This window comes from Microbacterium radiodurans (genome assembly GCF_008710705.1).
Classification (GTDB): domain Bacteria; phylum Actinomycetota; class Actinomycetes; order Actinomycetales; family Microbacteriaceae; genus Microbacterium; species Microbacterium radiodurans.
Window position 1 is genome coordinate 1 of record NZ_VYRZ01000004.1, and the last position, 20,149, is coordinate 20,149.

19 protein-coding genes are annotated in these 20,149 nt (G+C 70.4%); 7 read left to right on the forward strand and 12 right to left on the reverse strand.

The window, feature by feature from the left end; all coding sequences use genetic code 11:
• Nucleotides 1-488: 488 nt before the first annotated feature.
• From guaA to F6B42_RS13795, 4 genes are read right to left on the reverse strand one after another with little or no spacing between them, the layout of a single operon-like run.
• Nucleotides 489-2,069 (reverse strand): glutamine-hydrolyzing GMP synthase, encoded by a 1,581-nt coding sequence (guaA, locus tag F6B42_RS13780; RefSeq protein ID WP_150420305.1) that lies wholly within the window; start codon nucleotides 2,067-2,069, stop codon nucleotides 489-491.
• The gene (locus tag F6B42_RS13785; protein ID WP_150420306.1) at nucleotides 2,066-2,584 is read right to left on the reverse strand and encodes a DUF3817 domain-containing protein; all 519 of its coding nucleotides are present in this window, start codon (nucleotides 2,582-2,584) and stop codon (nucleotides 2,066-2,068) included. The genes guaA and F6B42_RS13785 overlap by 4 nt, the downstream gene beginning before the upstream one ends.
• Nucleotides 2,585-2,594: 10 nt before the next feature.
• Nucleotides 2,595-3,482 carry an SURF1 family protein gene (locus F6B42_RS13790; protein ID WP_223878526.1) on the reverse strand — a complete coding sequence of 296 codons (888 nt, stop codon included), beginning with the start codon at nucleotides 3,480-3,482 and terminating at the stop codon, nucleotides 2,595-2,597.
• The gene (locus tag F6B42_RS13795) at nucleotides 3,482-4,600 is read right to left on the reverse strand and encodes a GuaB3 family IMP dehydrogenase-related protein (RefSeq protein ID WP_150420416.1); all 1,119 of its coding nucleotides are present in this window, start codon (nucleotides 4,598-4,600) and stop codon (nucleotides 3,482-3,484) included. Before F6B42_RS13795 ends, F6B42_RS13790 begins: the two co-directional genes overlap by 1 nt.
• A 107-nt stretch (nucleotides 4,601-4,707) precedes the next feature.
• Here F6B42_RS13795 and F6B42_RS13800 point away from each other — a divergent pair, with 107 nt between their 5' ends.
• The gene (locus tag F6B42_RS13800) at nucleotides 4,708-5,799 is read left to right on the forward strand and encodes an FAD-dependent oxidoreductase (RefSeq protein ID WP_150420307.1); all 1,092 of its coding nucleotides are present in this window, start codon (nucleotides 4,708-4,710) and stop codon (nucleotides 5,797-5,799) included.
• 392 nt (nucleotides 5,800-6,191) lie between these two features.
• On the forward strand, nucleotides 6,192-7,025 hold the full coding sequence (locus F6B42_RS13805; protein WP_150420308.1) for an endonuclease domain-containing protein: 834 nt from the start codon (nucleotides 6,192-6,194) through the stop codon (nucleotides 7,023-7,025).
• 171 nt (nucleotides 7,026-7,196) lie between these two features.
• On the opposite strand, the gene guaB is transcribed toward F6B42_RS13805, so the two are convergent.
• Complete coding sequence (gene guaB, locus F6B42_RS13810; protein WP_150420309.1) at nucleotides 7,197-8,702, reverse strand: IMP dehydrogenase; 1,506 nt, start codon at nucleotides 8,700-8,702, stop codon at nucleotides 7,197-7,199.
• A 263-nt stretch (nucleotides 8,703-8,965) separates the two neighbouring features.
• On the opposite strand from guaB, the gene F6B42_RS13815 reads away from it, so the two are divergent.
• From F6B42_RS13815 to F6B42_RS13830, 4 genes are read left to right on the forward strand one after another with little or no spacing between them, the layout of a single operon-like run.
• Complete coding sequence (locus F6B42_RS13815) at nucleotides 8,966-10,258, forward strand: branched-chain amino acid ABC transporter permease (protein ID WP_150420310.1); 1,293 nt, start codon at nucleotides 8,966-8,968, stop codon at nucleotides 10,256-10,258.
• Between the two features lie 3 nt (nucleotides 10,259-10,261).
• Nucleotides 10,262-11,239 carry a branched-chain amino acid ABC transporter permease gene (locus tag F6B42_RS13820; protein WP_150420311.1) on the forward strand — a complete coding sequence of 326 codons (978 nt, stop codon included), beginning with the start codon at nucleotides 10,262-10,264 and terminating at the stop codon, nucleotides 11,237-11,239.
• Complete coding sequence (locus tag F6B42_RS13825; RefSeq protein ID WP_191089383.1) at nucleotides 11,229-12,224, forward strand: ABC transporter ATP-binding protein; 996 nt, start codon at nucleotides 11,229-11,231, stop codon at nucleotides 12,222-12,224. The genes F6B42_RS13820 and F6B42_RS13825 overlap by 11 nt, the downstream gene beginning before the upstream one ends.
• Nucleotides 12,221-12,994, forward strand: a complete 774-nt coding sequence (locus F6B42_RS13830; RefSeq protein WP_150420312.1) for an ABC transporter ATP-binding protein — start codon at nucleotides 12,221-12,223, stop codon at nucleotides 12,992-12,994. The genes F6B42_RS13825 and F6B42_RS13830 overlap by 4 nt, the downstream gene beginning before the upstream one ends.
• A 133-nt stretch (nucleotides 12,995-13,127) precedes the next feature.
• Here F6B42_RS13830 and F6B42_RS13835 read toward each other — a convergent pair whose 3' ends face one another.
• From F6B42_RS13835 to groES, 3 genes are all read right to left on the reverse strand, one after another.
• On the reverse strand, nucleotides 13,128-14,399 hold the full coding sequence (locus tag F6B42_RS13835) for an ABC transporter substrate-binding protein (protein WP_150420313.1): 1,272 nt from the start codon (nucleotides 14,397-14,399) through the stop codon (nucleotides 13,128-13,130).
• Between the two features lie 215 nt (nucleotides 14,400-14,614).
• Nucleotides 14,615-15,556 carry an EamA family transporter RarD gene (gene rarD, locus F6B42_RS13840; protein ID WP_150420314.1) on the reverse strand — a complete coding sequence of 314 codons (942 nt, stop codon included), beginning with the start codon at nucleotides 15,554-15,556 and terminating at the stop codon, nucleotides 14,615-14,617.
• A gap of 140 nt (nucleotides 15,557-15,696) precedes the next feature.
• On the reverse strand, nucleotides 15,697-15,993 hold the full coding sequence (gene groES / locus F6B42_RS13845; RefSeq protein ID WP_023954390.1) for a co-chaperone GroES: 297 nt from the start codon (nucleotides 15,991-15,993) through the stop codon (nucleotides 15,697-15,699).
• A gap of 118 nt (nucleotides 15,994-16,111) precedes the next feature.
• Here groES and F6B42_RS13850 point away from each other — a divergent pair, with 118 nt between their 5' ends.
• Nucleotides 16,112-17,311, forward strand: coding sequence for a class I SAM-dependent methyltransferase (locus F6B42_RS13850; protein WP_150420315.1), 1,200 nt, complete (start codon nucleotides 16,112-16,114; stop codon nucleotides 17,309-17,311).
• Nucleotides 17,312-17,432: 121 nt separating this feature from the next.
• On the opposite strand, the gene F6B42_RS13855 is transcribed toward F6B42_RS13850, so the two are convergent.
• The 4 genes from F6B42_RS13855 to tsaB are packed head-to-tail and all read right to left on the reverse strand — an operon-like array spanning nucleotide 17,433 to nucleotide 20,138.
• The gene (locus F6B42_RS13855; protein WP_150420316.1) at nucleotides 17,433-17,867 is read right to left on the reverse strand and encodes a hypothetical protein; all 435 of its coding nucleotides are present in this window, start codon (nucleotides 17,865-17,867) and stop codon (nucleotides 17,433-17,435) included.
• Nucleotides 17,867-18,919, reverse strand: coding sequence for a tRNA (adenosine(37)-N6)-threonylcarbamoyltransferase complex transferase subunit TsaD (gene tsaD / locus F6B42_RS13860; RefSeq protein WP_150420317.1), 1,053 nt, complete (start codon nucleotides 18,917-18,919; stop codon nucleotides 17,867-17,869). Before tsaD ends, F6B42_RS13855 begins: the two co-directional genes overlap by 1 nt.
• On the reverse strand, nucleotides 18,916-19,458 hold the full coding sequence (rimI, locus tag F6B42_RS13865) for a ribosomal protein S18-alanine N-acetyltransferase (protein WP_150420318.1): 543 nt from the start codon (nucleotides 19,456-19,458) through the stop codon (nucleotides 18,916-18,918). Before rimI ends, tsaD begins: the two co-directional genes overlap by 4 nt.
• On the reverse strand, nucleotides 19,455-20,138 hold the full coding sequence (tsaB, locus tag F6B42_RS13870) for a tRNA (adenosine(37)-N6)-threonylcarbamoyltransferase complex dimerization subunit type 1 TsaB (protein ID WP_150420319.1): 684 nt from the start codon (nucleotides 20,136-20,138) through the stop codon (nucleotides 19,455-19,457). Before tsaB ends, rimI begins: the two co-directional genes overlap by 4 nt.
• Between the last annotated feature and the right edge of the window lie 11 nt (nucleotides 20,139-20,149).

Consider the following 20,149-nt stretch of genomic DNA (forward strand, 5'->3'; position numbering starts at 1 on the left):
TTGATCCAAAGGAATCTCACCCCACCGAAGTGGAGACGAGGTTATTTGGCATTTGACAAGTGCACGCTGTTGAGTTCTCAAGGATCGGACGCTCCCCCAGCCAGTCTCACAACCAGCCCAGAAGGCAACTTCACAACCATACCTCACCACTACGCGACTTGATGCACTCGGAACCAGGTTCCGCTGCAGACTGAGCCGCTGTCGGGGTGAAGTCTCCATCCTAGACGCAAGCGTCTTGTTCTCTCAAGGAGGTTTGGGATGGAATTCGTTCTCCGCTTGAGGGGGCGTAGGCCTTCCGGCCCTCTCGCTCTTCCCTGTGGGGCGAACAAGTAATAAGTTACGCGGCTCCCGGCATCCTGGCAAAACAACCCCACATCCCGGGCGTGTCGCGCCGAGACCACGCGGCGGAGATCCGCGTCATGATGCGCGAAACGGCGGATGCCGCGACCCATCGGCCGCGGCATCCGCCGTCTTCGCGCGTCGCGCGCTCACTCCCACTCGATGGTCCCCGGGGGCTTCGAGGTCACGTCGAGGACCACGCGGTTCACTTCGCGGACCTCGTTCGTGATGCGGTTCGAGATTCTCGACAGGACGTCGTAGGGCAAGCGCGTCCAGTCGGCGGTCATCGCGTCCTCGCTCGAGACGGGGCGCAGCACGATCGGGTGCCCGTACGTGCGACCGTCCCCCTGCACACCGACCGAGCGGACGTCCGCGAGCAGCACCACAGGGCATTGCCAGATCTCGGCATCGAGGCCGGCCTTCGTCAGCTCGGCGCGCGCGATCGCGTCGGCATCACGCAGGATCTCGAGACGGTCAGCGGTGACCTCGCCCACGATGCGGATTCCGAGGCCGGGCCCCGGAAACGGCTGGCGCCCGACGATCGCCTCGGGGAGTCCGAGCTCGCGACCGATCGCGCGCACCTCGTCCTTGAAGAGCGTTCGCAGCGGTTCGATGAGCTCGAACTGCAGGTCCTCGGGGAGACCCCCGACATTGTGGTGGCTCTTGATGTTCGCGGTCCCGGCGCCACCGCCGGATTCGACCACGTCGGGGTAGAGGGTCCCCTGCACGAGGAACCGGATCGGCTCCCCGTCGGCAGCCGCCTCGGCCATCAGGTCTCGCTCGGCCTGCTCGAAAGCGCGGATGAACTCCCGCCCGATGATCTTGCGCTTCTGCTCCGGGTCGCTCACTCCCGCCAACGCCTCGAGGAACCGTTCGCGTGCGTCGACGGTGATGAGCCGCACCCCGGTCGAGGCGACGTAGTCGTTCTCGACCTGTTCGCGCTCGCCCTTCCGCAGCAGACCGTGGTCGACGAAGATCGCCGTCAGCTTGTCACCGACCGCCTTGTGCACGAGCGCAGTGGAGACGGCCGAGTCGACACCGCCCGAGAGCGCCGAGATCACACGGCCCGATCCGACCTGCTCACGGATGCGATCGACCTGTTCGGCGATGACGTTCCCGCTGTTCCAGTCGGCGGGGAGTCCTGCCGCCTTGTGCAGGAAGTTCTCGATCACGTTCTGTCCGTGGTCGGAGTGCTTCACCTCGGGGTGCCACTGCACCCCGTACATCTTGCGGATGTCGTTGGCGAACGCCGCGACCGGGGTCGCTCCCGTCCGCGCGAGGACGTCGAAGCCCTCGGGGGCGCGGGACACCTGGTCACCGTGGCTCATCCACACGTTCTGCTCCGGAGGCTGTCCGGCCAGGAGCGTGCCCTCGGTGACGACGGTGGCGTCGGTCGCGCCGTATTCGCGCAGACCGGTGTTCGCCACCTCGCCGCCGAGCGCCTGGGCCATCACCTGGAATCCGTAGCAGATGCCGAGCGTCGGAACGCCGAGGTCGAAGACCCCCGGGTCGATGGCGGGGGCGCCCTCCTCGTAGACCGACGAGGGCCCGCCCGAGAGGATGATGCCCACCGGCTCCTTGGCCGCGATCTCCGCCGCCGTGGCCGTGTGCGGCACGAGTTCGCTGTAGACACCGGCCTCGCGGACGCGGCGGGCGATCAGCTGCGCGTACTGTGCGCCGAAGTCGACGACGAGGACGGGTCGCTGGGACGTTTCTGTCTGGGTGGTCACCGGGTGCCTTCCGTGGCGGGGATGGATGCCGCGGCCTCCGCCGCTTCGCGTTCGGCGAGGTACGTGCGCACCTCGCGACCGACGCGGGCCTCCATGAAGAACGACAGCGCGGGGACGACTCCACCGAGCGCGAGGACGATGAAGCGGAGGAACTTCCAGCGCATGAGGCTCCACACACGGAAGCACGCGAACAGGTACACGACGTAGAACCAGCCGTGGACGACGAGGATCGCGAGGGAGATGTTGAAGCCGTCGCCGAGCGAGAGCATCTCGCACGAGTTCGTCTGCGGCAGGAACAGCGACCACCACTGGCAGTCGGCACCGGGGATCACCCCGGCGAACCACAGCGCACCGCCGGATCCACCCGCGAAGAGCTCGAGGTGGATCGGCGTGTACTTCAGGATCATCTCCGCGAGCAGCAGCAGCAGACCGACACCCGTGATGACGGAGCAGATCTGGTAGAAGCGCAGCGCGTTCCGGATCGCCGGGAACGAGGCGAGGCGGGGGGCGGGCATGCCGTCCAGTCTAGTCGCGAGCGGGCGCGGCCTCTGCGGTGCCGCCGGCGTCCGCCTCGGCCCCGGCAGCGATCGCGGCGTCCTCGATCGCCTCGAGCTCCTTCTCCCACGCATCCTTCGCCAGGCGGTACCACATGTAGAAGGCGAAGCCCGCGAACACGGCCCACTCGACGGCGTAGAAGATGTTCAGCCAGTTGACGCTCGAGCGTTCCTCGGGCGCCGGCGAGTGGATGTCGTCGAGACCGGCGAACGGCTCGGCCGAGGTCAGGTATCCGCGGTAGACGTCGAGATCCTCGATGTCGCTCCACCGGCTGAGCAGAGCAGCCGGGTCCATGCGCGTGATCTCCCACGGCTCGCTGCGCGGCGGGACGGCCGGCCCCTCCCCCGAGATGAGACGCCCGGTCAGCGCGACGTCCTGCGGCGGATCGGCATCGAGGGCGCGCGCCGCGGCATCCGCGGTCTCGCGATCGCCGGTCCAGCCGACGGCGACGGCGAGCGATGTCGGGGCGTCCGACCCGGTGTCCGCGGGGTCCACCCGCAGCTGACCGGTGACCCAGTATCCCTCGACGCCCTCGTCGAACCGCGATGAGACCACGATGAAGTCGTCGGCGACGAACGACCCCGTCACCTCGACCCGCTGGCCGACGAGCGGGTCGGGCAGGTACGCGCCGGGCTCGCTGACGTCGGCGATCGGGCGCACGATCTCGGTCTGCCCCGGTTCGGGGGGCGAGGTGTCGACCGCGCGCGCCAGCTGCCACTGACCGAGCCAGGCGAACACCGACGCCACCAGCAGCGCGAAGCCGAGCATGCCCAGCCACCAGGGACGGAGCATCACCTCGCGCAGCGTCGGCGCGAACGCCGGCACGCCGGCGGTCGGTGCGGGGACGGTCGAGGTCATCAGCGCGAGCTGTAGGGCGCGACCACGACCTCCACGCGCTGGAATTCCTTGAGGTCGGAGTAGCCCGTCGTGGCCATGGACTTGCGGAGCGCCCCGATGAGGTTCGCGGTGCCGTCGGCGACCGGCGCGGGTCCGTAGAGGATCTCCTCCAGCGAGGCGACCTGGTCGACGGCGACGCGGTGGCCGCGCGGCAGCTGCGAGTGGTGCGCCTCGGGGCCCCAGTGGAACCCCTGCCCCGGTGCGTCCGTCGCGCGGGCGAGCGCCACGCCGAGCATGACGGCGTCGGCACCCATCGCGAGCGCCTTGACGATGTCACCCGAGGTGCCCACACCGCCGTCGGCGATCACGTGGACGTAGCGTCCGCCGGACTCGTCCAGGTAGTCGCGACGGGCTCCGGCGACGTCGGCCACGGCCGTCGCCATCGGGGCGTGGATGCCGAGGGTCGCCCGGGTGGTCGATGCGGCTCCCCCGCCGAAGCCCACGAGAACGCCGGCCGCACCGGTGCGCATGAGGTGGAGCGCTGCGGTGTAGGTCGCGGCGCCGCCGACGATGACGGGAACGTCGAGGTCGTAGATGAACTTCTTCAGGTTCAGCGGTTCGTCGACGCTCGAGACGTGCTCGGCGGACACCGTGGTGCCGCGGATGACGAAGAGGTCGACGCCGGCCGCGACGACGGTCTCGTACAGGTCCTGCGTGCGCTGCGGGGTCAGCGATCCGGCGACGGTCACCCCGGCGGCGCGGATCTCGGCCAGCCGGTCGCGCACGAGCTCGGGCTTGATCGGCTCGGCGTACAGCTCCTGCATCCGCCGCGTCGCCGACGCGTCCGGCAGGGCGGCGATCTCGGTCAGGAACGGCTCGGGGTCGTCGTATCGGGTCCAGAGGCCCTCGAGGTCGAGGACGCCGAGCCCGCCGAGCTGACCGAGCATGATCGCCGTCCGCGGGCTCGTCACCGAGTCCATCGGCGCGCCGAGGACCGGGATCGAGAACGGGAACGCGTCGATCGACCAGGCGGTCGAGACGTCCTCGGGGTTGCGCGTGCGCCGCGAAGGCACCACCGCGATGTCATCGAACGCGTAGGCGCGGCGGGCGCGCTTGGCGCGGCCGAGCTCGATCTCCATGGTCACCCCCTCAGCCTACCGTCGGGCCGAAGCGGCGCTTCCGGGCGGATGCCGGCGCGTGACGCTCGGATTGGCCGGCGCGTCGGAGCGGTGGAAGGGTGGATTCCATGACGCGCATCGTGATCGTAGGGGCCGGGATCATGGGGCTGTCGACGGCGTGGGCCCTCACGAGGCGCGGCGAGACGCCGCTCGTCCTCGATCGCTTCGGTCGCGGACACCTGCTCGGCGCATCGCACGGCCGCACGCGCAACTTCAACAACGCCTACTCCGACGTGCACTATCTCGACCTGCTCGAACGGGCGCGGGAGGGGTGGGACGCTCTCGGCGACGTCGACGGCGAACCGCTGCTCCGGCGGCACGGCCTCGTCACGCACGGCAGCGGGATCGGGGCGGCCGGGCTGGAGCTCATCGCCGGCCGGTTGGCGGAACGCGGCATCCCCGCATCGATGCTCTCGGCCACGGATGCTGCGACGCGCTGGCCCGGGATGCGCTTCGACGGCGACGCACTGTACTCGCCCGATGCCGGTGTCGTCCGAGCAGACGTCGCGATGATCGAGCTCGAGCGGCGGATCGTCGCCGCGGGCGGCGAGGTGCGATGGGGGACGCCCGTGCTCGCCGTCGAAGACCGCGCCGCGGGCGGCGCTCGGGTCGACCTCGGCGGCGGCGCCGCGATCGAGGCCGACGTCGTGGTGGTCACCGCGGGAGCGTGGATGACGCCGCTGCTGGCGGACATCCGGCTGCCTCGCCTGACCGTGACCGAGGAGACGCCGGCCCACTTCGCCCCGCGCGGCGATGCGGCGTGGCCGTCGTTCAACCACATCCCAGCAGCCGGCGCCTACCCGGCTCCGGTGTACGGCATGCCGACACCGGGCGAGGGTGTGAAGGTCGGCTTCCACCGCGTCGGCGACGAGGTCGATCCCGACGCGCGCCCCCACCGTGTGACGCACGCCGAGGCGCTTCGCGACTACGTCGCCGTATGGATGCCGGGACTCGATCCCGCCTCGGGCGTCCACCTCTCCTGCACCTACACATCGACCGACGACAGCGCGTTCATCCTCGACCGCGTGGGCTCCGTCGTCGTGGGCGCCGGCTTCTCGGGCCAGGGCTTCAAGTTCGCGCCCGGTGTCGGCGCGACGCTCGCCGACCTCGCCCTCGACCCGGCCGCACGCGCGGCCGAGGCGTTCCGCCTCCCCGCCTGAGCCGCCGGGGCGCCCACCGGACGGGTCGCCCACCGGACGGGTCGCCCACGGAACGGAGGAGATCAGCCCCCGACAGGGCCGATGCCACCACGTCGCCCTCCCCGACGCGGATGACCTCCGCACGGCGGGCGGTCGCCGCACGGCGAGCGACCTCACCGACCCGGGCACAGCAGCCCGGCGCCTCGTCGTCACCCGCGCCGGTGTCGCACCGAAGGGGATCGCCTCGGCGGAGGGCGGATGCTGCCCACAGGCCCTCCGCAGCTCGGATCTCCTCCCGACCGCTGCCGCTGAGCCGCTGCTCCCCTCCCTCCCCCGCGCGGCCGGTCGAGGAATTCTCCCCGGGTCTGCGGTGCGGGGCGTCGCGACGGGCGGCACCGGCCGAGCATCGACGGATGAGCGAGAGGGATGTGGCCCGCGCGGTGCGGAGGCTCGGCGGCGTCGCGCGAACGACGACACTGCTGGACCAGGGCCTGTCGCGGCACCACGTGGCGACGGCCGTCGCAGCGGCCGAGGTGAAACGGATCCGGCGCGGATGGGTCGCCGCGACGGATGCCGATCCCGAGCTCGTCACGGCCGCACGGGCCGGAGTCGTCGTGACCTGCGTGAGCGCGGCGCGTCGCCTCGGCCTCTGGGTGCTCGCCGACGACCGGCCACACGTCGCGGCCCCCTCGCACGCCGGCCGGATCGCGCTCGATGGCGGGGTGGTCCACTGGGCGGCGCCGACCGTGCCGCGTCATCCCGATGCCCTCGTCGACTCCGTCGAGAACACCCTCATCGCCGTCTCGCGGTGTCAGCCGTTCGAGCGCGCGCTGACGGTCTGGGAGTCAGCCCTCCGCCGGAAGCTGATCGCGCGCGAGGCGATGCAGCGTCTCGACATGCCGCCGGCGGCACGTCGATTGTGCCGCGAGGCCTCGCCGTTCTCCGATTCCGGGCTCGAGACGCTCCTCCCGCGTCGGCTGCGGTGGCTGGGCCTGCCGCTGCGGCAGCAAGTGTGGCTCATCGACCGCCCCGTCGACCTGCTCATCGCCGATCGCCTCGTGGTTCAGATCGACGGAGGGCATCACGTCGGGGGGCAGCGCGCCGCCGACATCGACCACGACACCCGTCTGATGCTGCTCGGGTATCACGTGATCCGCGTGACCTACGCCCAGGTGATCGAGGATTGGCCGCGGGTGCAGGATCTCATCACCGCGGCCGTCGCCCAGGGGCTGCACCTCGCCCGGTAGGCGGGCCGGATGCCGTCATCCGTCGCACGGCGGAGGCGGCGATCACCACAGCGGAGGCTCTCCTCCCGATGCGCGGCCTCCCACCTGCAGATCACCTCCCGCGGCGCAGCGCGGGACGGAAACGCGGAACGGGATGCCGCGATCTGCGGCATCCCGTTCGACGAGAGGGACTCAGCGCTTGTAGTTCGGCGCCTCCACGACGATCTGCACGTCGTGGGGATGCGATTCCTTGAGGCCCGCCGAGGTGATGCGCACGAACTTGCCGCGGGCCTTGAGCTCGTCGACGGTGCGCGCGCCGACGTAGAACATCGACTGCCGCAGTCCTCCGATGAGCTGGTAGGCGACGGCCGAAACGGGTCCGCGATAGGCGACCTGACCCTCGATCCCCTCGGGGATCAGCTTGTCGTCGCTCGGGACGTCCGCCTGGAAGTAGCGGTCCTTCGAGTAGGAGGTCTTCTTGCCGCGGGTCTGCAGCGCGCCGAGGGAACCCATGCCGCGGTACAGCTTGAACTGCTTGCCGCCCTGGAAGACCACCTCGCCCGGCGACTCGTCGGTGCCCGCCAGCAGCGAGCCGAGCATGACCGAGTCGGCGCCGGCGACCAGCGCCTTCGCGATGTCGCCCGAGTACTGCAGTCCGCCGTCGGCGATGATCGGGATGCCGGCTTCGCGAGCCGCGAGCGAGGCTTCGTAGATCGCGGTGACCTGCGGAACGCCGACGCCCGCGACGACGCGCGTGGTGCAGATCGATCCCGGACCGACGCCGACCTTGACCGCGTCCACGCCCGCGTCGATGAGCGCCTGCGCGCCCTCACGCGTCGCGACGTTGCCGCCGATGACGTCGATGTGCTCGAAGGATGCGTCGGCCTTGATGCGCCGGACCATGTCGATGACTCCGGCCGACTGGCCGTTCGCGGTGTCGACGACGATGACGTCGACCCCGGCGTCGCGCAGCGCTTCGGCACGCTCCCAGGCGTCGCCGAAGAAGCCGATCGCCGCCCCCACCCGGAGGCGACCCTGGTCGTCCTTCGTGGCGAGGGGGTACTTCTCGCTCTTGTCGAAGTCCTTGATGGTGATGAGTCCCGCGAGCTTGCCCTCGGCGTCGAGCAGAGGCAGCTTCTCGACGCGGTGGTGGGCGAAGAGCGCGATGACCTCGTTCGCACCGATGCCGACGGCTCCGGTGACGAGGTTCTCGCTCGTCATGACGTCGCGGACCTTCGTCGTCTGACGCTCGAAGCCCGAGACGAAGCGCATGTCGCGATTGGTGACGATGCCGACGAGGTGGCCCTCGTCGTCGATGACCGGGAGCCCCGAGATGCGGTACTGCGCGCAGAGGCCGTCGACCTCCTCGATCGTGGCATCCGGCGTCGTCGTGATGGGGTCGGTGATCATGCCGGACTCGCTGCGCTTCACCCGGTCGACCATCGAGGCCTGATCGGCGATCGACAGATTCCGATGAATGATGCCGATGCCGCCCTCGCGCGCGATCGCGATCGCGAGACGCGCCTCCGTGACCGTGTCCATCGCGGCCGACAGCAGCGGCGTCGCGACGGTGATGCGTCGCGTGACGCGCGAAGAGGTGTCGGCCTCGGACGGGATGACGTCGGTGTGCCCCGGCAGGAGCAGGACGTCGTCGTACGTGAGGCCGACGAAACCGAACGGGTCGTTGTAGTCGCTCATGCGCGCTCCTTGAAGGTCGTGACGATTCTAAACGCGCACGACGCCGGCGCATTCCCGGGATCGGTCCCATACCGATCACGTGCCAGCCGCGACACACCGCGATCCGAGTTGCGCGCCCGAAACACGCAGGCAACAATCGGCGAATACGTTCAGGTGCCGCCGAAGCCACCGAACCGGTACCTCTCGGCGCAATCGACCACTTATCTCAGGAGGTGCCAGTGGCGATCACCCCGACGACGCGCGCTGCCCGTCGCCCGGGGCGGATGACACGAAGAGTGTCCGCCCTCGCCGCAGTCCTCATGGCTGCGGTGCTGCTCATGCTGGCCCTACCGACAGCCGCGTTCGCGGCCGCGCCGGACCAACCCGGCGGTGACCAGGAGAAGACCGACTTCTACTTCGCCGGTGTGATCACCTTCGACGGCGCCCCCGTTCCCGACGCCGGAGTCTCGGTCGAGGGCAACGGGTTCGACGCCGAGACGGTGACCGACGCCGACGGACGCTGGCGCCTCTACGTCCCCGAGAAGGAGACGTACACCCTGACGGTCGACGAGTCGACGCTGCCCGACGGCGTCATCGTCGAGGGCGACTCGGCCTCGCAGGAGGTCGAGTTCGGCCTCACCGGGTCGAAGATCGTCAACCTCTTCCTCGGCGAAGGCGAGCGGCAGACCCAGTCGCTCATCGACCAGCTCGCCTCGCGCCTGGTCAACGGGCTGAACTTCGGACTGCTCCTGGCGCTGGCCGCGATGGGGGCCGCCCTCATCTACGGGACGACCGGCCTGTCGAACTTCGCGCACGGCGAGCTGGTGACGTGGGGCGCCCTGGTCGCCATGGTCGTCAGCACGATGTGGCAGCTGCCCCTCTGGATCGGCATCATCGCCGCGCTCCTCGCCGGCGCCGCACTCGGTCTCGCCTCGGATGCCGCGTTGTGGCGGCCTCTGCGAAGGCGCGGGCTGGGCGTCGTCCAGCTGATGATCGTCAGCATCGGCCTCTCGCTCGCCCTGCGATACACCTTCCAGTTCATCATCGGCGGATCGACCTTCCAGCTGCCGGGTGCGAGCCCGACGCCGATCCAGCTCGGGCCGATCGCCGTGTCGTACATCGACCTGGTGAGCATGGGCGTCAGCATCGTCGTCATCCTCGCGGTCGCGTACTTCCTGCTCGGGACACGGATCGGAAAGGCCACGCGCGCCATCTCCGACAACCCGCAGCTCGCGGCAGCCTCGGGCATCAACGTCGACAGCGTCGTGCGGACCGTCTGGGTCCTCGCGGGGACGCTCGCCGCCCTGTCGGGCGTCCTGTGGGCCTACTTCCGCCCGGGCGTGAAGTGGGACATGGGAACGCAGATGCTGCTGCTCATCTTCGCCGCCATCACGCTCGGCGGCCTCGGCACGGCGTTCGGAGCCCTCCTCGGATCCCTCATCGTCGGGATCGTCGTGGAGACCTCGACGCTCTGGATCCCGTCCGACCTGAAGTACGCGGGTGCGCTTGTCGTGCTCATCCTCATCCTGCTCGTCAGGCCTCAGGGCCTGCTCGGGCGCAAAGAGAGATTGGGGTAGCCCGTGGACTGGGGCGCCATCATCGGAAACACGCTCAGCTACCTGCTGAGCCCCATCACCATCGCCTACGCCCTCGCGGCTCTCGGCCTCGCGGTGCACTTCGGCTACGCCGGCCTTCTGAACTTCGGCATGGCCGGGTTCATGGCTCTCGGCGGATACGGGTACGCCATCTCGGTGCTGAGCTTCGGCCTGCCGTGGTGGCTCGGCATGCTCATCGGCCTCGCGCTGGCAGCGGTCTTCGCACTCGTGCTCGGCATCCCGACGCTTCGGCTGCGGGCGGACTATCTGGCCATCGTGACCATCGCCGCGGCGGAGATCGTCCGGCTGCTGTTCACGACCCAGGTGTTCGACGAGTACACCAACTCGGCCGACGGACTCGGCAACTACCACGCCAGCTTCCGAGCGGCGAACCCGTTCCCCGAGGGGTCCTACGGCTTCGGCCCGTGGACATTCAACGCCGACGGGCTCTGGGTGCGCGTCTTCGGGCTCGCCGTCCTCGCGGTGGCGATCCTGGTCGTGTGGTCGCTCGTGCGCAGCCCCTGGGGCCGCGTGCTCAAGGGCATCCGCGAGGACGAGGATGCGGTCCGCGCGCTCGGCAAGAACGTGTTCGCCTACAAGATGCAGGCTCTCGTGGTCGGCGGCGTGATCGGCGCATTGGGCGGAATCGTCTTCGTGCTCCCGTCGGCGGTCGTGCCCTCGAGCTACACGACCTCGCTGACCTTCTTCCTCTGGACGATCCTCCTCCTCGGCGGCGCCGCGACGATCTTCGGCCCGTCCGTGGGCGCGATCATCTTCTGGATGGTGATGGCGCTCCTGGGCAACATGCTGCCCGAGCTCGCCGCCCAGGGCTTCCTTCCGATGACGAGCATCCAGGCCGGAACGCTCCGGTTCATCCTGGTCGGACTGGCGCTCATGCTGCTCGTGATCTTCCGACCGCAAGGCCTCCTCGGCGACAAGAGGGAGATGACCTTTGTCAAGTGAACTGACGCCCGACAGCGGCGCGACCCCGACGGGCAGCGTCCCCCGGGCGAAGACGACGGGCCTCGCGCGCGGCGAGGCCGTGCCCGGCGTGGCCAAGGTCGATCCGATCCTCGTGATCGACGACGTGCAGCGCCGCTTCGGCGGGCTCACGGCCGTCGACGTCGCCCACCTCGAGATCCCGCGCGGCGCCATCACGGCGCTGATCGGTCCGAACGGCGCGGGCAAGACGACCCTGTTCAATCTGCTGTGCGGCTTCGACAAGCCCAACAGCGGAAGCTGGTCGTACGACGGCAAGAACCTCGCCGGCATTCCCGCCTTCAAGGTCGCCCGGATGGGTCAGGTGCGCACCTTCCAGCTGACCAAGGCCCTCTCGCTGCTGACCGTCCTCGAGAACATGAAGCTCGGCGCACCGGGCCAGCGCGGCGAGAAGTTCTGGCAGAGCTTCATCCCCGGGATCTGGCGCAAACAGGAGGCCGCGATCGAGGAGAAGGCGCGAGGCCTGCTCGCCCGCTTCAAGCTCGACGCCAAGGAGAAGGACTTCGCCGCCAGCCTGTCGGGCGGTCAGCGCAAGCTCCTCGAGATGGCGCGTGCGCTCATGAGCGATCCGAACCTGGTGATGCTCGACGAGCCGATGGCCGGCGTCAATCCCGCCCTCACGCAGTCGCTTCTCGAGCACATCCTCGACCTCAAGGACCTTGGAATGACGGTGCTCTTCGTCGAGCACGACATGCACATGGTCCGCCACATCGCCGACTGGGTCGTCGTGATGGCCGAGGGCAAGGTCGTCGCCGAAGGGCCGCCGGATGCCGTGATGCAGGACAAGGCCGTCATCGACGCCTACCTGGGCAGCCACCAGGACGTCGACCTCGGCGTCGTGACGGGTCGGATCGGCGGGGAGCTCGACGCTTCGGCTCGGGAGCTGCTCGCCGAGATCGAGGAAGAAGAGGCGGCGTCCAGCGCCGAGGCCGAGGAGGAGACCAAATGACCGGTGCGCCGCACCCCACCGCGGCCGCGACGTCGGCAGCCCCCCAGGGGGAGGTCGTCGTCCAGGTCACCGATCTGCTGGCGGGGTACCTCCCCGGCATCAACATCATCAACAACGCCAACCTCGTCGCCCGCCAGGGCGAGCTGATCGGCATCATCGGACCGAACGGCGCCGGCAAGTCGACGCTGCTGAAGTCGATCTTCGGCATGGTGAAGGTGCGTAGCGGCGACATCACCCTGCGCGGTGAGAGCATCGTCGGGCTGAAGTCCGACAGCCTCGTCAAGCGCGGCGTCGCCTTCGTTCCGCAGACGAACAACGTCTTCCCGTCGCTGTCGATCGAGGAGAACCTCCAGATGGGCCTGTATCAGCGCCCGCGCGTGTACAAGGAGCGCCTGGAATTCGTCACGTCGATCTTCGCGGAACTCGGCAAGCGCCTGAAGCAGCGGGCCGGATCGCTCTCGGGCGGCGAGCGTCAGATGGTGGCGATGTCGCGCGCGCTGATGATGGATCCCGCCGTCCTGCTGCTCGACGAGCCGAGCGCGGGCCTGTCACCCGTACGGCAGGACGATGCGTTCATCCGCGTCTCGGACATCAACAAGGCCGGCGTCACGACGATCATGGTCGAGCAGAACGCCCGCCGGTGCCTGCAGATCTGCGACCGCGGCTACGTCCTCGACCAGGGCCGCGATGCCTACGAGGGCACGGGACGCGAGCTGCTGAACGACCCGAAGGTCATCGGCCTGTACCTGGGCACCCTCGGCACGGACTGAACACGCACGACGCGCAACGCGTGAGGCCCCGGGATCTGTTCCCGGGGCCTCACGCGTTGCGCGTCACGGCGGCCCGAGACACACGCAGAAGCGCCCGGGAGCCTGAGCTCCCGAGCGCTTCGTCGGCGTGTGATCAGTCGTTCACGCGGGTGTGGGTGTTGTCGGCGCCGTACTGGAAGATGCCGATGGTCGCCTCGGTCGGGTCGCCGTTCTCGTCGAACGTGATCGGACCGGAGTAGCCGTCGTAGTCCGCGGTGCCGCCGTCGAGGATGATGTCGGCGCACTCGGCGAACGTGGTGCACTTCTCACCGTCGCCGGTGCCGCCCGAGACCTCCTGGAGCTTTCCGGCGATGGTCGGGCCGTCGGTCGCGTTGGCGGCCAGCGCGGCGAGTGCCAGGAGCACCGCGGCGTCGTACGACTCGGCGGCGTAGGACTGGTCCTCGAGCTCGGCGTTGCCGGCCTCGGTCCAGGCGGCGTTCAGACGCTCGACGAAGTCGTCCTCGAGCACCGGACCGGGCGTCGTGCCCTTGGCGCCCTCGAGCGAGACCGGGATGTCGGCGCCCCACTGCTTGAGGTTGCCGTCGACGAGGTAGAAGTTCTCGGCCGACTGTCCGGCGTTGACCAGCAGCGGCGCGATCGTGGCGAACTCGTCGAACGTGATCGCGACGATCGCGTCGGGGTTCGCCGCGGCGATCGTCGCCACCTGCGCATCGAACGAGGTGTCGCCGGTGTTGAAGGACGCTTCTGCGACGACCTCACCGCCGGTGCCCTCGAACACCTCCTTGACGACGCCCTCGAGGCCCGTGCCGTAGGCGTCGTTGATGTAGATGATGCCGATCGTGCTGTGGCCGTCCTCGGCGATCTGGTTCGCCAGCACCTCGCCCTGGAGCAGGTCGCTCGGAGCGGTGCGCCAGTAGAGGTTGTTGTCGTCCCACGTGGTGAAGTCCGGCGACGTGTTCGCCGGCGAGAACGTGATGATGTTCTCCGAGACGTTGCTGTCGAGGAAGAGCTTGCTCACGCCCGACGCCGCGGCGCCGATCATGGCCGAGACGCCTTCGCTCTGCAGACGCGGGACCGTGGTCTCGTAGGCCTTGTTGTCGGTGTCGCCCGAGTCGCCGGGGCTGAGCTCGACGGTGATGCCCTTGGCCGCTTCGTTGATCTCGTTGACGGCGAGCAGGACGCCGGCCTCCTCGGGCGGGCCGAGGAAGGCGAGGCTGCCGGTCTGGGGCAGGACGGTGCCGATCTTGAGGGTCAGGTCCTCCCGGTCGCCGGCGGGCGCGCTGCTGCTGCCGGATTCGGCCGGCGAAGAGTCGCCGGCGCAGCCGGCCAGAACGAGGGCACTCGCGCTGATCAGGGCGATGCCGCCGATGACCTTCGCAGTGCGGGAACGGGTGAGAACGCCCATTGTGCTCCTTGGTGAGTCGGGTACGCGGCACCGGAGCGCTGCGCAGGTTGGGTCAAACCTAGTGGGGCAGCCGGGTCGGTGATGTTGCGATGTGTTAACGGTCTGTTACGCGACCGAATCGTTACCTCGCCCCCGCCGCGACACGGATGGGACCGGTGCCACCGGTCGACGCGCGCGCCACCGCTCGCGGCCCGGACGCCGTCGCCTGCAGCCGCTCAGACGACGGGCGCGACGTCGGATGCCGCGGGCCGCCGACGCGGACGTCGGGCCGCGCGCACCGAGTCGATCGTGAGCACCACGAGCGCGAGCCAGACGAGCGCGAACCCGATCCAGCGCTCGAGGGGCATGGGCTCGCCGAGAATCCACGCACCGGTGACGAACTGGAGGATGGGCGCGACGAACTGCAGGAGGCCGACGACAGTGAGCGAGCTGCGCCGTGCACCGGCGGCGAAGAAGAGCAGCGGCGTGGCGGTCACGATGCCCGCCAGCAGCACGAGAGCCGTGTGCCCGCCGCTGACGGCGCCGAGGGCGAGCCCGCCGGTGACGGCGACCACGATGAGCTGCACGACGGCGACGGGAGCCAGCCAGAGCGACTCGAGCGTGAGCCCGCTGGCCGCATCGACCGACGGGCCGATCTGCTTCTTCACGAGGCCGTACGCTCCGAAGCTGCCCGCGAGGGTGAGCGCGATCCAGGGGAAGGCGCCGTAGCCGACCACGATCACGACGACGGCGACGACGGCGATGCCGATCGCGACCCACTGCGCGCGCCGCAGGCGCTCCCCCAGCACGAGTACCCCCAGCAGCACCGTGACGATCGGGTTGATGAAGTACCCGAGACTCCCCTCGATGACGTGCCCCGTCAGGGTGCTGATGAGGAAGACCTGCCAGTTCACGTAGATGAGGGCGCCGGCGACGATCGTCCACAACACGAGGCGCGGGGTGCGCAGAATGGCCCGCAGTTTGGGCCAGGCGCGCAGCACCGTCAGCAGCAGCGCGCAGAACACCAGCGAGAAGAGGATGCGCCAGGCGACGACCTCGAACGGTCCCATCGGCGCGAGCAGCAGGAAGTAGAGGGGCATGAAGCCCCACAGCACGTACGCCGCGAGCGCGTACACCCCGCCGAGGGTGCGTTCGCGAGCGGGATCGAGGGGCGTCACCCTCCGAGCCTAGGACCGCACCGCACGCCGGGACGCCGCCGGGCCCGCCATCCGCCGCCCGTCGCCTGCCAACCGGGCGCGGAGGAACGACGAAGGCCCGGATGCTCGCGGCATCCGGGCCTTCGGAAGTGTTCGGGGTGTCAGCGAACGACGACCGCGAGGACGTCACGCGCCGAGAGCACGAGGAACTCGTCGGCACCGAACTTGACCTCGGTTCCGCCGTACTTGCTGTAGATCACCCGGTCGCCGACGGCGACGTCGAGCGGAACACGGTTGCCGTTGTCATCGATGCGGCCGGGGCCCACGGCCACGACCTCGCCCTCCTGGGGCTTCTCCTTGGCGGTGTCGGGGATGACCAGGCCACTTGCGGTGGTCTGCTCGGCCTCGACCTGCTTGATGACGATGCGGTCCTCGAGCGGCTTGATGGAAACCGACACGGTCTACCTCTTTCTTCGACAAGACTGGTTGGCAATCTCACCCTGAGAGTGCCAGTCGCCAGTCTACGGGGGAGGTTGGCACTCATGCAACGCGAGTGCCAGCCCGTAGGCTGACGGGGTGGATTCCGCCGAGCTCGCCGCCCTGCTGACCCCCGAGGGACTGCGGCTCGTCGATGCCCTCTCCATCACCTCGACGGCGGATGCCGCGACCGCCGTCTCGCGGCTGCGCGCCGCCGGGCACTCCCCCGACCTCGTCTCGGCCGTCGTCGGACAGGCGCGCCTGCGCGAGCGTGCGCAGGCGAAGTTCGGCCCGTTCGCCGAGCGCATGCTCTTCACGCGCGCCGGGCTCGAACAGGCCACCCGCCTCGCCGTCGCGGCCCGTCACGCGGGACGGTTCCGCGACGCCGGCATCGGGCGCGTGGCCGACCTCGGGTGCGGCATCGGCGGCGACGCGCTCGGATTCGCGGGCATCGGCCTGGACGTCCTCGCCGTCGACGCCGATGAGATCACCGCGGCGATCGCCGCCTACAACCTCGCCCCGTTCGGCGACTCCACCACCGTCCGCCACGCCCGCGCCGAAGAGGTCGACCTCGACGGCGTCGACGCCGTCTGGCTCGATCCCGCTCGCCGCACCGCGGGTCACAGCGAGACACGGCGACTCGCGGCATCCGACTACACACCCTCTCTCGCGTGGGCTTTCGCCCTCGCGGAACGGATGCCGGTGGGCATCAAGCTCGGTCCGGGGTTCGACCGCAGCGACATCCCCGAGGACGTCGAAGCCCAGTGGATCAGCGTCGACGGGTCGACGATCGAGCTCGTCCTGTGGTCGGGGTCGCTCGCCCGGTCCGGAGTCCGCCGTGCGGCGCTCGTGATCCGCGGCGACGCCGCCGCCGAGCTCACCGCCGACGCCGACACCGTCGACGCGGACGTCCGCGAGCTCGGAGAGTTCCTGCACGAGCCGGAGGGCGCCGTCATCCGGGCGCGCCTGATCGGCGAGGTCGCGCGCTCGATCGGAGCCGGCATGCTGCCCGGCGGCACGGCCTACATGACCTCCGACAGCGGCGCGACGACGCCCTTCGCGACGACGTTCCGCGTGCGGGAGGTCCTGCCGCTGAAGGTCCGCGACATCGACGCGGCGCTCCGCCGCGACGGGATCGGGACCCTCGAGATCAAGAAGCGCGGCGTCGACATCGACCCGGCGCAGTTCCGCAGGAAGCTCGCACTGCGCGGCGGCCGGGACGGAAGCGCGGCGACGCTCTTCCTGACGCGCCTCGGCGACCGGCGCGTCGCCGTTCTGGCCGACCGCCTCTCGGCCTGATCGGCGGCGAGCCAGGCTCGCGAGAACCCACGACCGCGGCGAGAATCACCGCCTCCGCGCGAGTTTCACGGCGCATCGCGATCGCCACCCTGCGCCGGGGCGCCGCGGTGCGGCGCCGGCGTCAGCCGATGAGCCCCGCGCGGAACGCCGCCCACACCAGCCAGCCGGCGCTGTAGACGAGCGAGACCAGTCCGAGCAGCAGCGACCACACCGCGACCGCACGGCGCTCCCACGGGCGCCGCAGCGCCAGGATCGCGAGGGCGACGGCGGCGATGCCGAGCGGGAAGGCCCAGCCGACGACGAGCGAGAGCGCGAGCGCCACCACGGCGAGGCCGAGCGCCCAGGCGCCCGACCGCGGCAGCGCCTCGGGCTCCGGCGCCCAGGCGACGCTCGTGTGAACCGACTCCGTGACGGGGGTCGGCTGGGTCAGCGCACGCTCGAACCCGCCCCGGTGCTCGCCCGGGAGCGCCGCGGTGGGCGGGGCCGCCGCGGGGGCGGCGCCGATCCCGTCGGACCGGCGCGCGGCGCGCGTCGGCGGCATCCCCTCGTCCGTCATCAGCGCACCTGGATCTCGGTCACCGGCAGCGTCGAATCCGCGCCGAAGGCCAGGCGGGAGGGCGCGGCGCCCGAGGCGATCAGTTCGGCGGCGAGCGCCGCGATCATGGCGCCGTTGTCGGTGCAGAGGCTCAGCGGCGGGATGCGGACCGCGACGCCCGCCGCCGCGGCGCGCTCGAGCGCGACCTCGCGCAGACGCCGGTTCGCGATGACGCCGCCGCCCAGCAGCAGGCGGGGAACGCCGTGCTGCGCGCACGCGTCGAGGGCCTTCGTGACGAGGACGTCGACGACCGCTTCGCGGAAGGACGCCGCGACGTCGGCGACGGGCACGGGTTCGCCGGCGGCCTCGCGCTGCTCGATCCATCGAGCCACGGCGGTCTTGAGCCCCGAGAAGGAGAAGTCGTAGCGGTGCGCAGCCAGGTCGGAGGCGCGCGACAGTCCGCGCGGGAAGCGGATCGCCTGCGGATCGCCCGTCGCGGCGGCGCGGTCGATCTCGGGCCCGCCCGGATACGGGAGCCCGAGGATGCGCGCGATCTTGTCGAATGCCTCTCCAGCCGCGTCGTCCATCGTCTCGCCGAGCATCTCGACGTCCGAAACCAGATCGCGGACGAGCAGGAGCGAGGTGTGACCGCCGCTGACCAGCAGCGCGACGGTGGGGTACTCGACGTCGTCGCCGGTGAGGATGTCGGCGGCGATGTGACCGACGAGATGGTTCACGGCGTACAGCGGCTTGTCGAGCGAGACCGCGAGCGCCTTCGCCGCACCGACCCCGACCATCAGGGCACCCGCGAGTCCGGGGCCGCTCGTCACGGCGACGGCGTCGAGGTCGCCGAGCGCGATGCCGGCCTCGGCGACGGCGGCTTCGATCGCAGGCTGCAGAGCCTCGAGGTGGGCGCGCGCGGCGACCTCGGGGACGACACCGCCGTAGCGGGCGTGCTCGGCCATCGAGCTCGCGATCGTGTTCGAGAGCAGACGGCGGCCACGGACGATGCCGATGCCGGTCTCGTCGCAGCTCGTCTCGATGCCGAGCACGAGCGGTTCGGCGGCGGTCATCGGCTCTCCTCCCCCGCGGTCGGCACGTTCTCCGCAGAAGCGAGGGGTTCGCGGGCATCGTGAGCGGCCACGGCGGCACCGTCCTGAGGACGTTCGGTCAGCGAGCGCTGCATGATGATGGCGTCGACGTCGTCGGGCTGGTAGTACCGCGGGCGCCGAGCGATCTCGACGAACCCCTCGGAGAGGTACAGGCCGGAGGCGACGGGATTGTCGGCTCGCACCTCGAGGAACATCTCGCGCGCGCCGCGTTCGCGCGCTTCCGCGAGCAGCGCCCGCAGCAGCGCCCGGCCGCGGCCGGTGCCCCGCACGTGCGGATCGAGGGCGATCGTCTGGATGTCGGCATCCGATGCGCCGCGGACGGCGCGCACGCCGCCGTAGCCGACGACCCGGCCGTCCTCCTCGTCGACGAGGTAGCGCCCGTGGGGCGAGGCGAGCTCGGCGGCCATCGCCGCCCTGCTCCACGCATCGGTCGGGAACGCCGCGCGCTCGAGGTCCATGATGGCGTCGAGGTCGTCGCGGGTGGCGGTGCGCTGCGTCATGAGCCCACCTTCTTCGGGGTGGCCGGGAGGGTGACGTCCGGGGCGCGCAGGTACAGCGGCTCGAGCTCCCCGAGCGGTTCGCCGGCCCGCAGGCGTGCGAGCGCGATCCGGGCGAGGGCGACGGCGCTGATCGCGGTCGTCTCGGGCAGGGCGGATGCCGGTTCGCCGAACAGGTCGAGGAGCTCGGTCGACGCGCGTTCGACGAGACGCGGCCCCTCGATGCGCACCGGGAGTCCGCCCTCGACGCGGTAGACGGAGACGGCGAGCTCGCGGCGACGGGCGTCGGTCACGATCGCGACGGGCTCGCCCTCCACGGGGGCGGCGCCGACGGAAGCGGCCCCCGAGGGCGCAGCCAGGCGCGTGACGCGAGCGAGCGCCGCGGCGTCGTGGCTGGCGACGGGGACGAGCGGGACGCCCCGCCCCAGGGCGAAGGCGTTCGCGGCGGCGATCCCCACACGGAGGCCCGTGAAGGGGCCAGGGCCCATCCCGGCGGCGACGGCCGTGATGCGGGCGCCTGCTCCGGTGCGGCGACGAACCTCGACGAGCGCGCCGACGATGAGGTCGCCGATCACTTCGGCGTGACCGCGAGCATCCGCGCTGACGATCTCGGCCAGCACGGCGCCGTCGTCGGCGATGATCGCGACGGCCGTGCCGATCGAGGTGTCGATGCCGAGAATCACGTCAACCAGGG

What these genes read in the sequence shown, in the direction of transcription:
- F6B42_RS13785 (WP_150420306.1), bottom strand. Translation starts at nt 2,584, where the DNA reads ATGCCCGCCCCCCGCCTCGCCTCGTTCCCGGCGATCCGGAACGCGCTG.
- F6B42_RS13790 (WP_223878526.1), bottom strand. Translation starts at nt 3,482, where the DNA reads ATGACCTCGACCGTCCCCGCACCGACCGCCGGCGTGCCGGCGTTCGCG.
- F6B42_RS13795 (WP_150420416.1), bottom strand. Translation starts at nt 4,600, where the DNA reads ATGGAGATCGAGCTCGGCCGCGCCAAGCGCGCCCGCCGCGCCTACGCG.
- F6B42_RS13800 (WP_150420307.1), top strand. Translation starts at nt 4,708, where the DNA reads ATGACGCGCATCGTGATCGTAGGGGCCGGGATCATGGGGCTGTCGACG.
- F6B42_RS13805 (WP_150420308.1), top strand. Translation starts at nt 6,192, where the DNA reads ATGAGCGAGAGGGATGTGGCCCGCGCGGTGCGGAGGCTCGGCGGCGTC.
- guaB (WP_150420309.1), bottom strand. Translation starts at nt 8,702, where the DNA reads ATGAGCGACTACAACGACCCGTTCGGTTTCGTCGGCCTCACGTACGAC.
- F6B42_RS13815 (WP_150420310.1), top strand. Translation starts at nt 8,966, where the DNA reads ATGACACGAAGAGTGTCCGCCCTCGCCGCAGTCCTCATGGCTGCGGTG.
- F6B42_RS13830 (WP_150420312.1), top strand. Translation starts at nt 12,221, where the DNA reads ATGACCGGTGCGCCGCACCCCACCGCGGCCGCGACGTCGGCAGCCCCC.
- F6B42_RS13835 (WP_150420313.1), bottom strand. Translation starts at nt 14,399, where the DNA reads ATGGGCGTTCTCACCCGTTCCCGCACTGCGAAGGTCATCGGCGGCATC.
- F6B42_RS13855 (WP_150420316.1), bottom strand. Translation starts at nt 17,867, where the DNA reads ATGACGGACGAGGGGATGCCGCCGACGCGCGCCGCGCGCCGGTCCGAC.
- tsaD (WP_150420317.1), bottom strand. Translation starts at nt 18,919, where the DNA reads ATGACCGCCGCCGAACCGCTCGTGCTCGGCATCGAGACGAGCTGCGAC.
- rimI (WP_150420318.1), bottom strand. Translation starts at nt 19,458, where the DNA reads ATGACGCAGCGCACCGCCACCCGCGACGACCTCGACGCCATCATGGAC.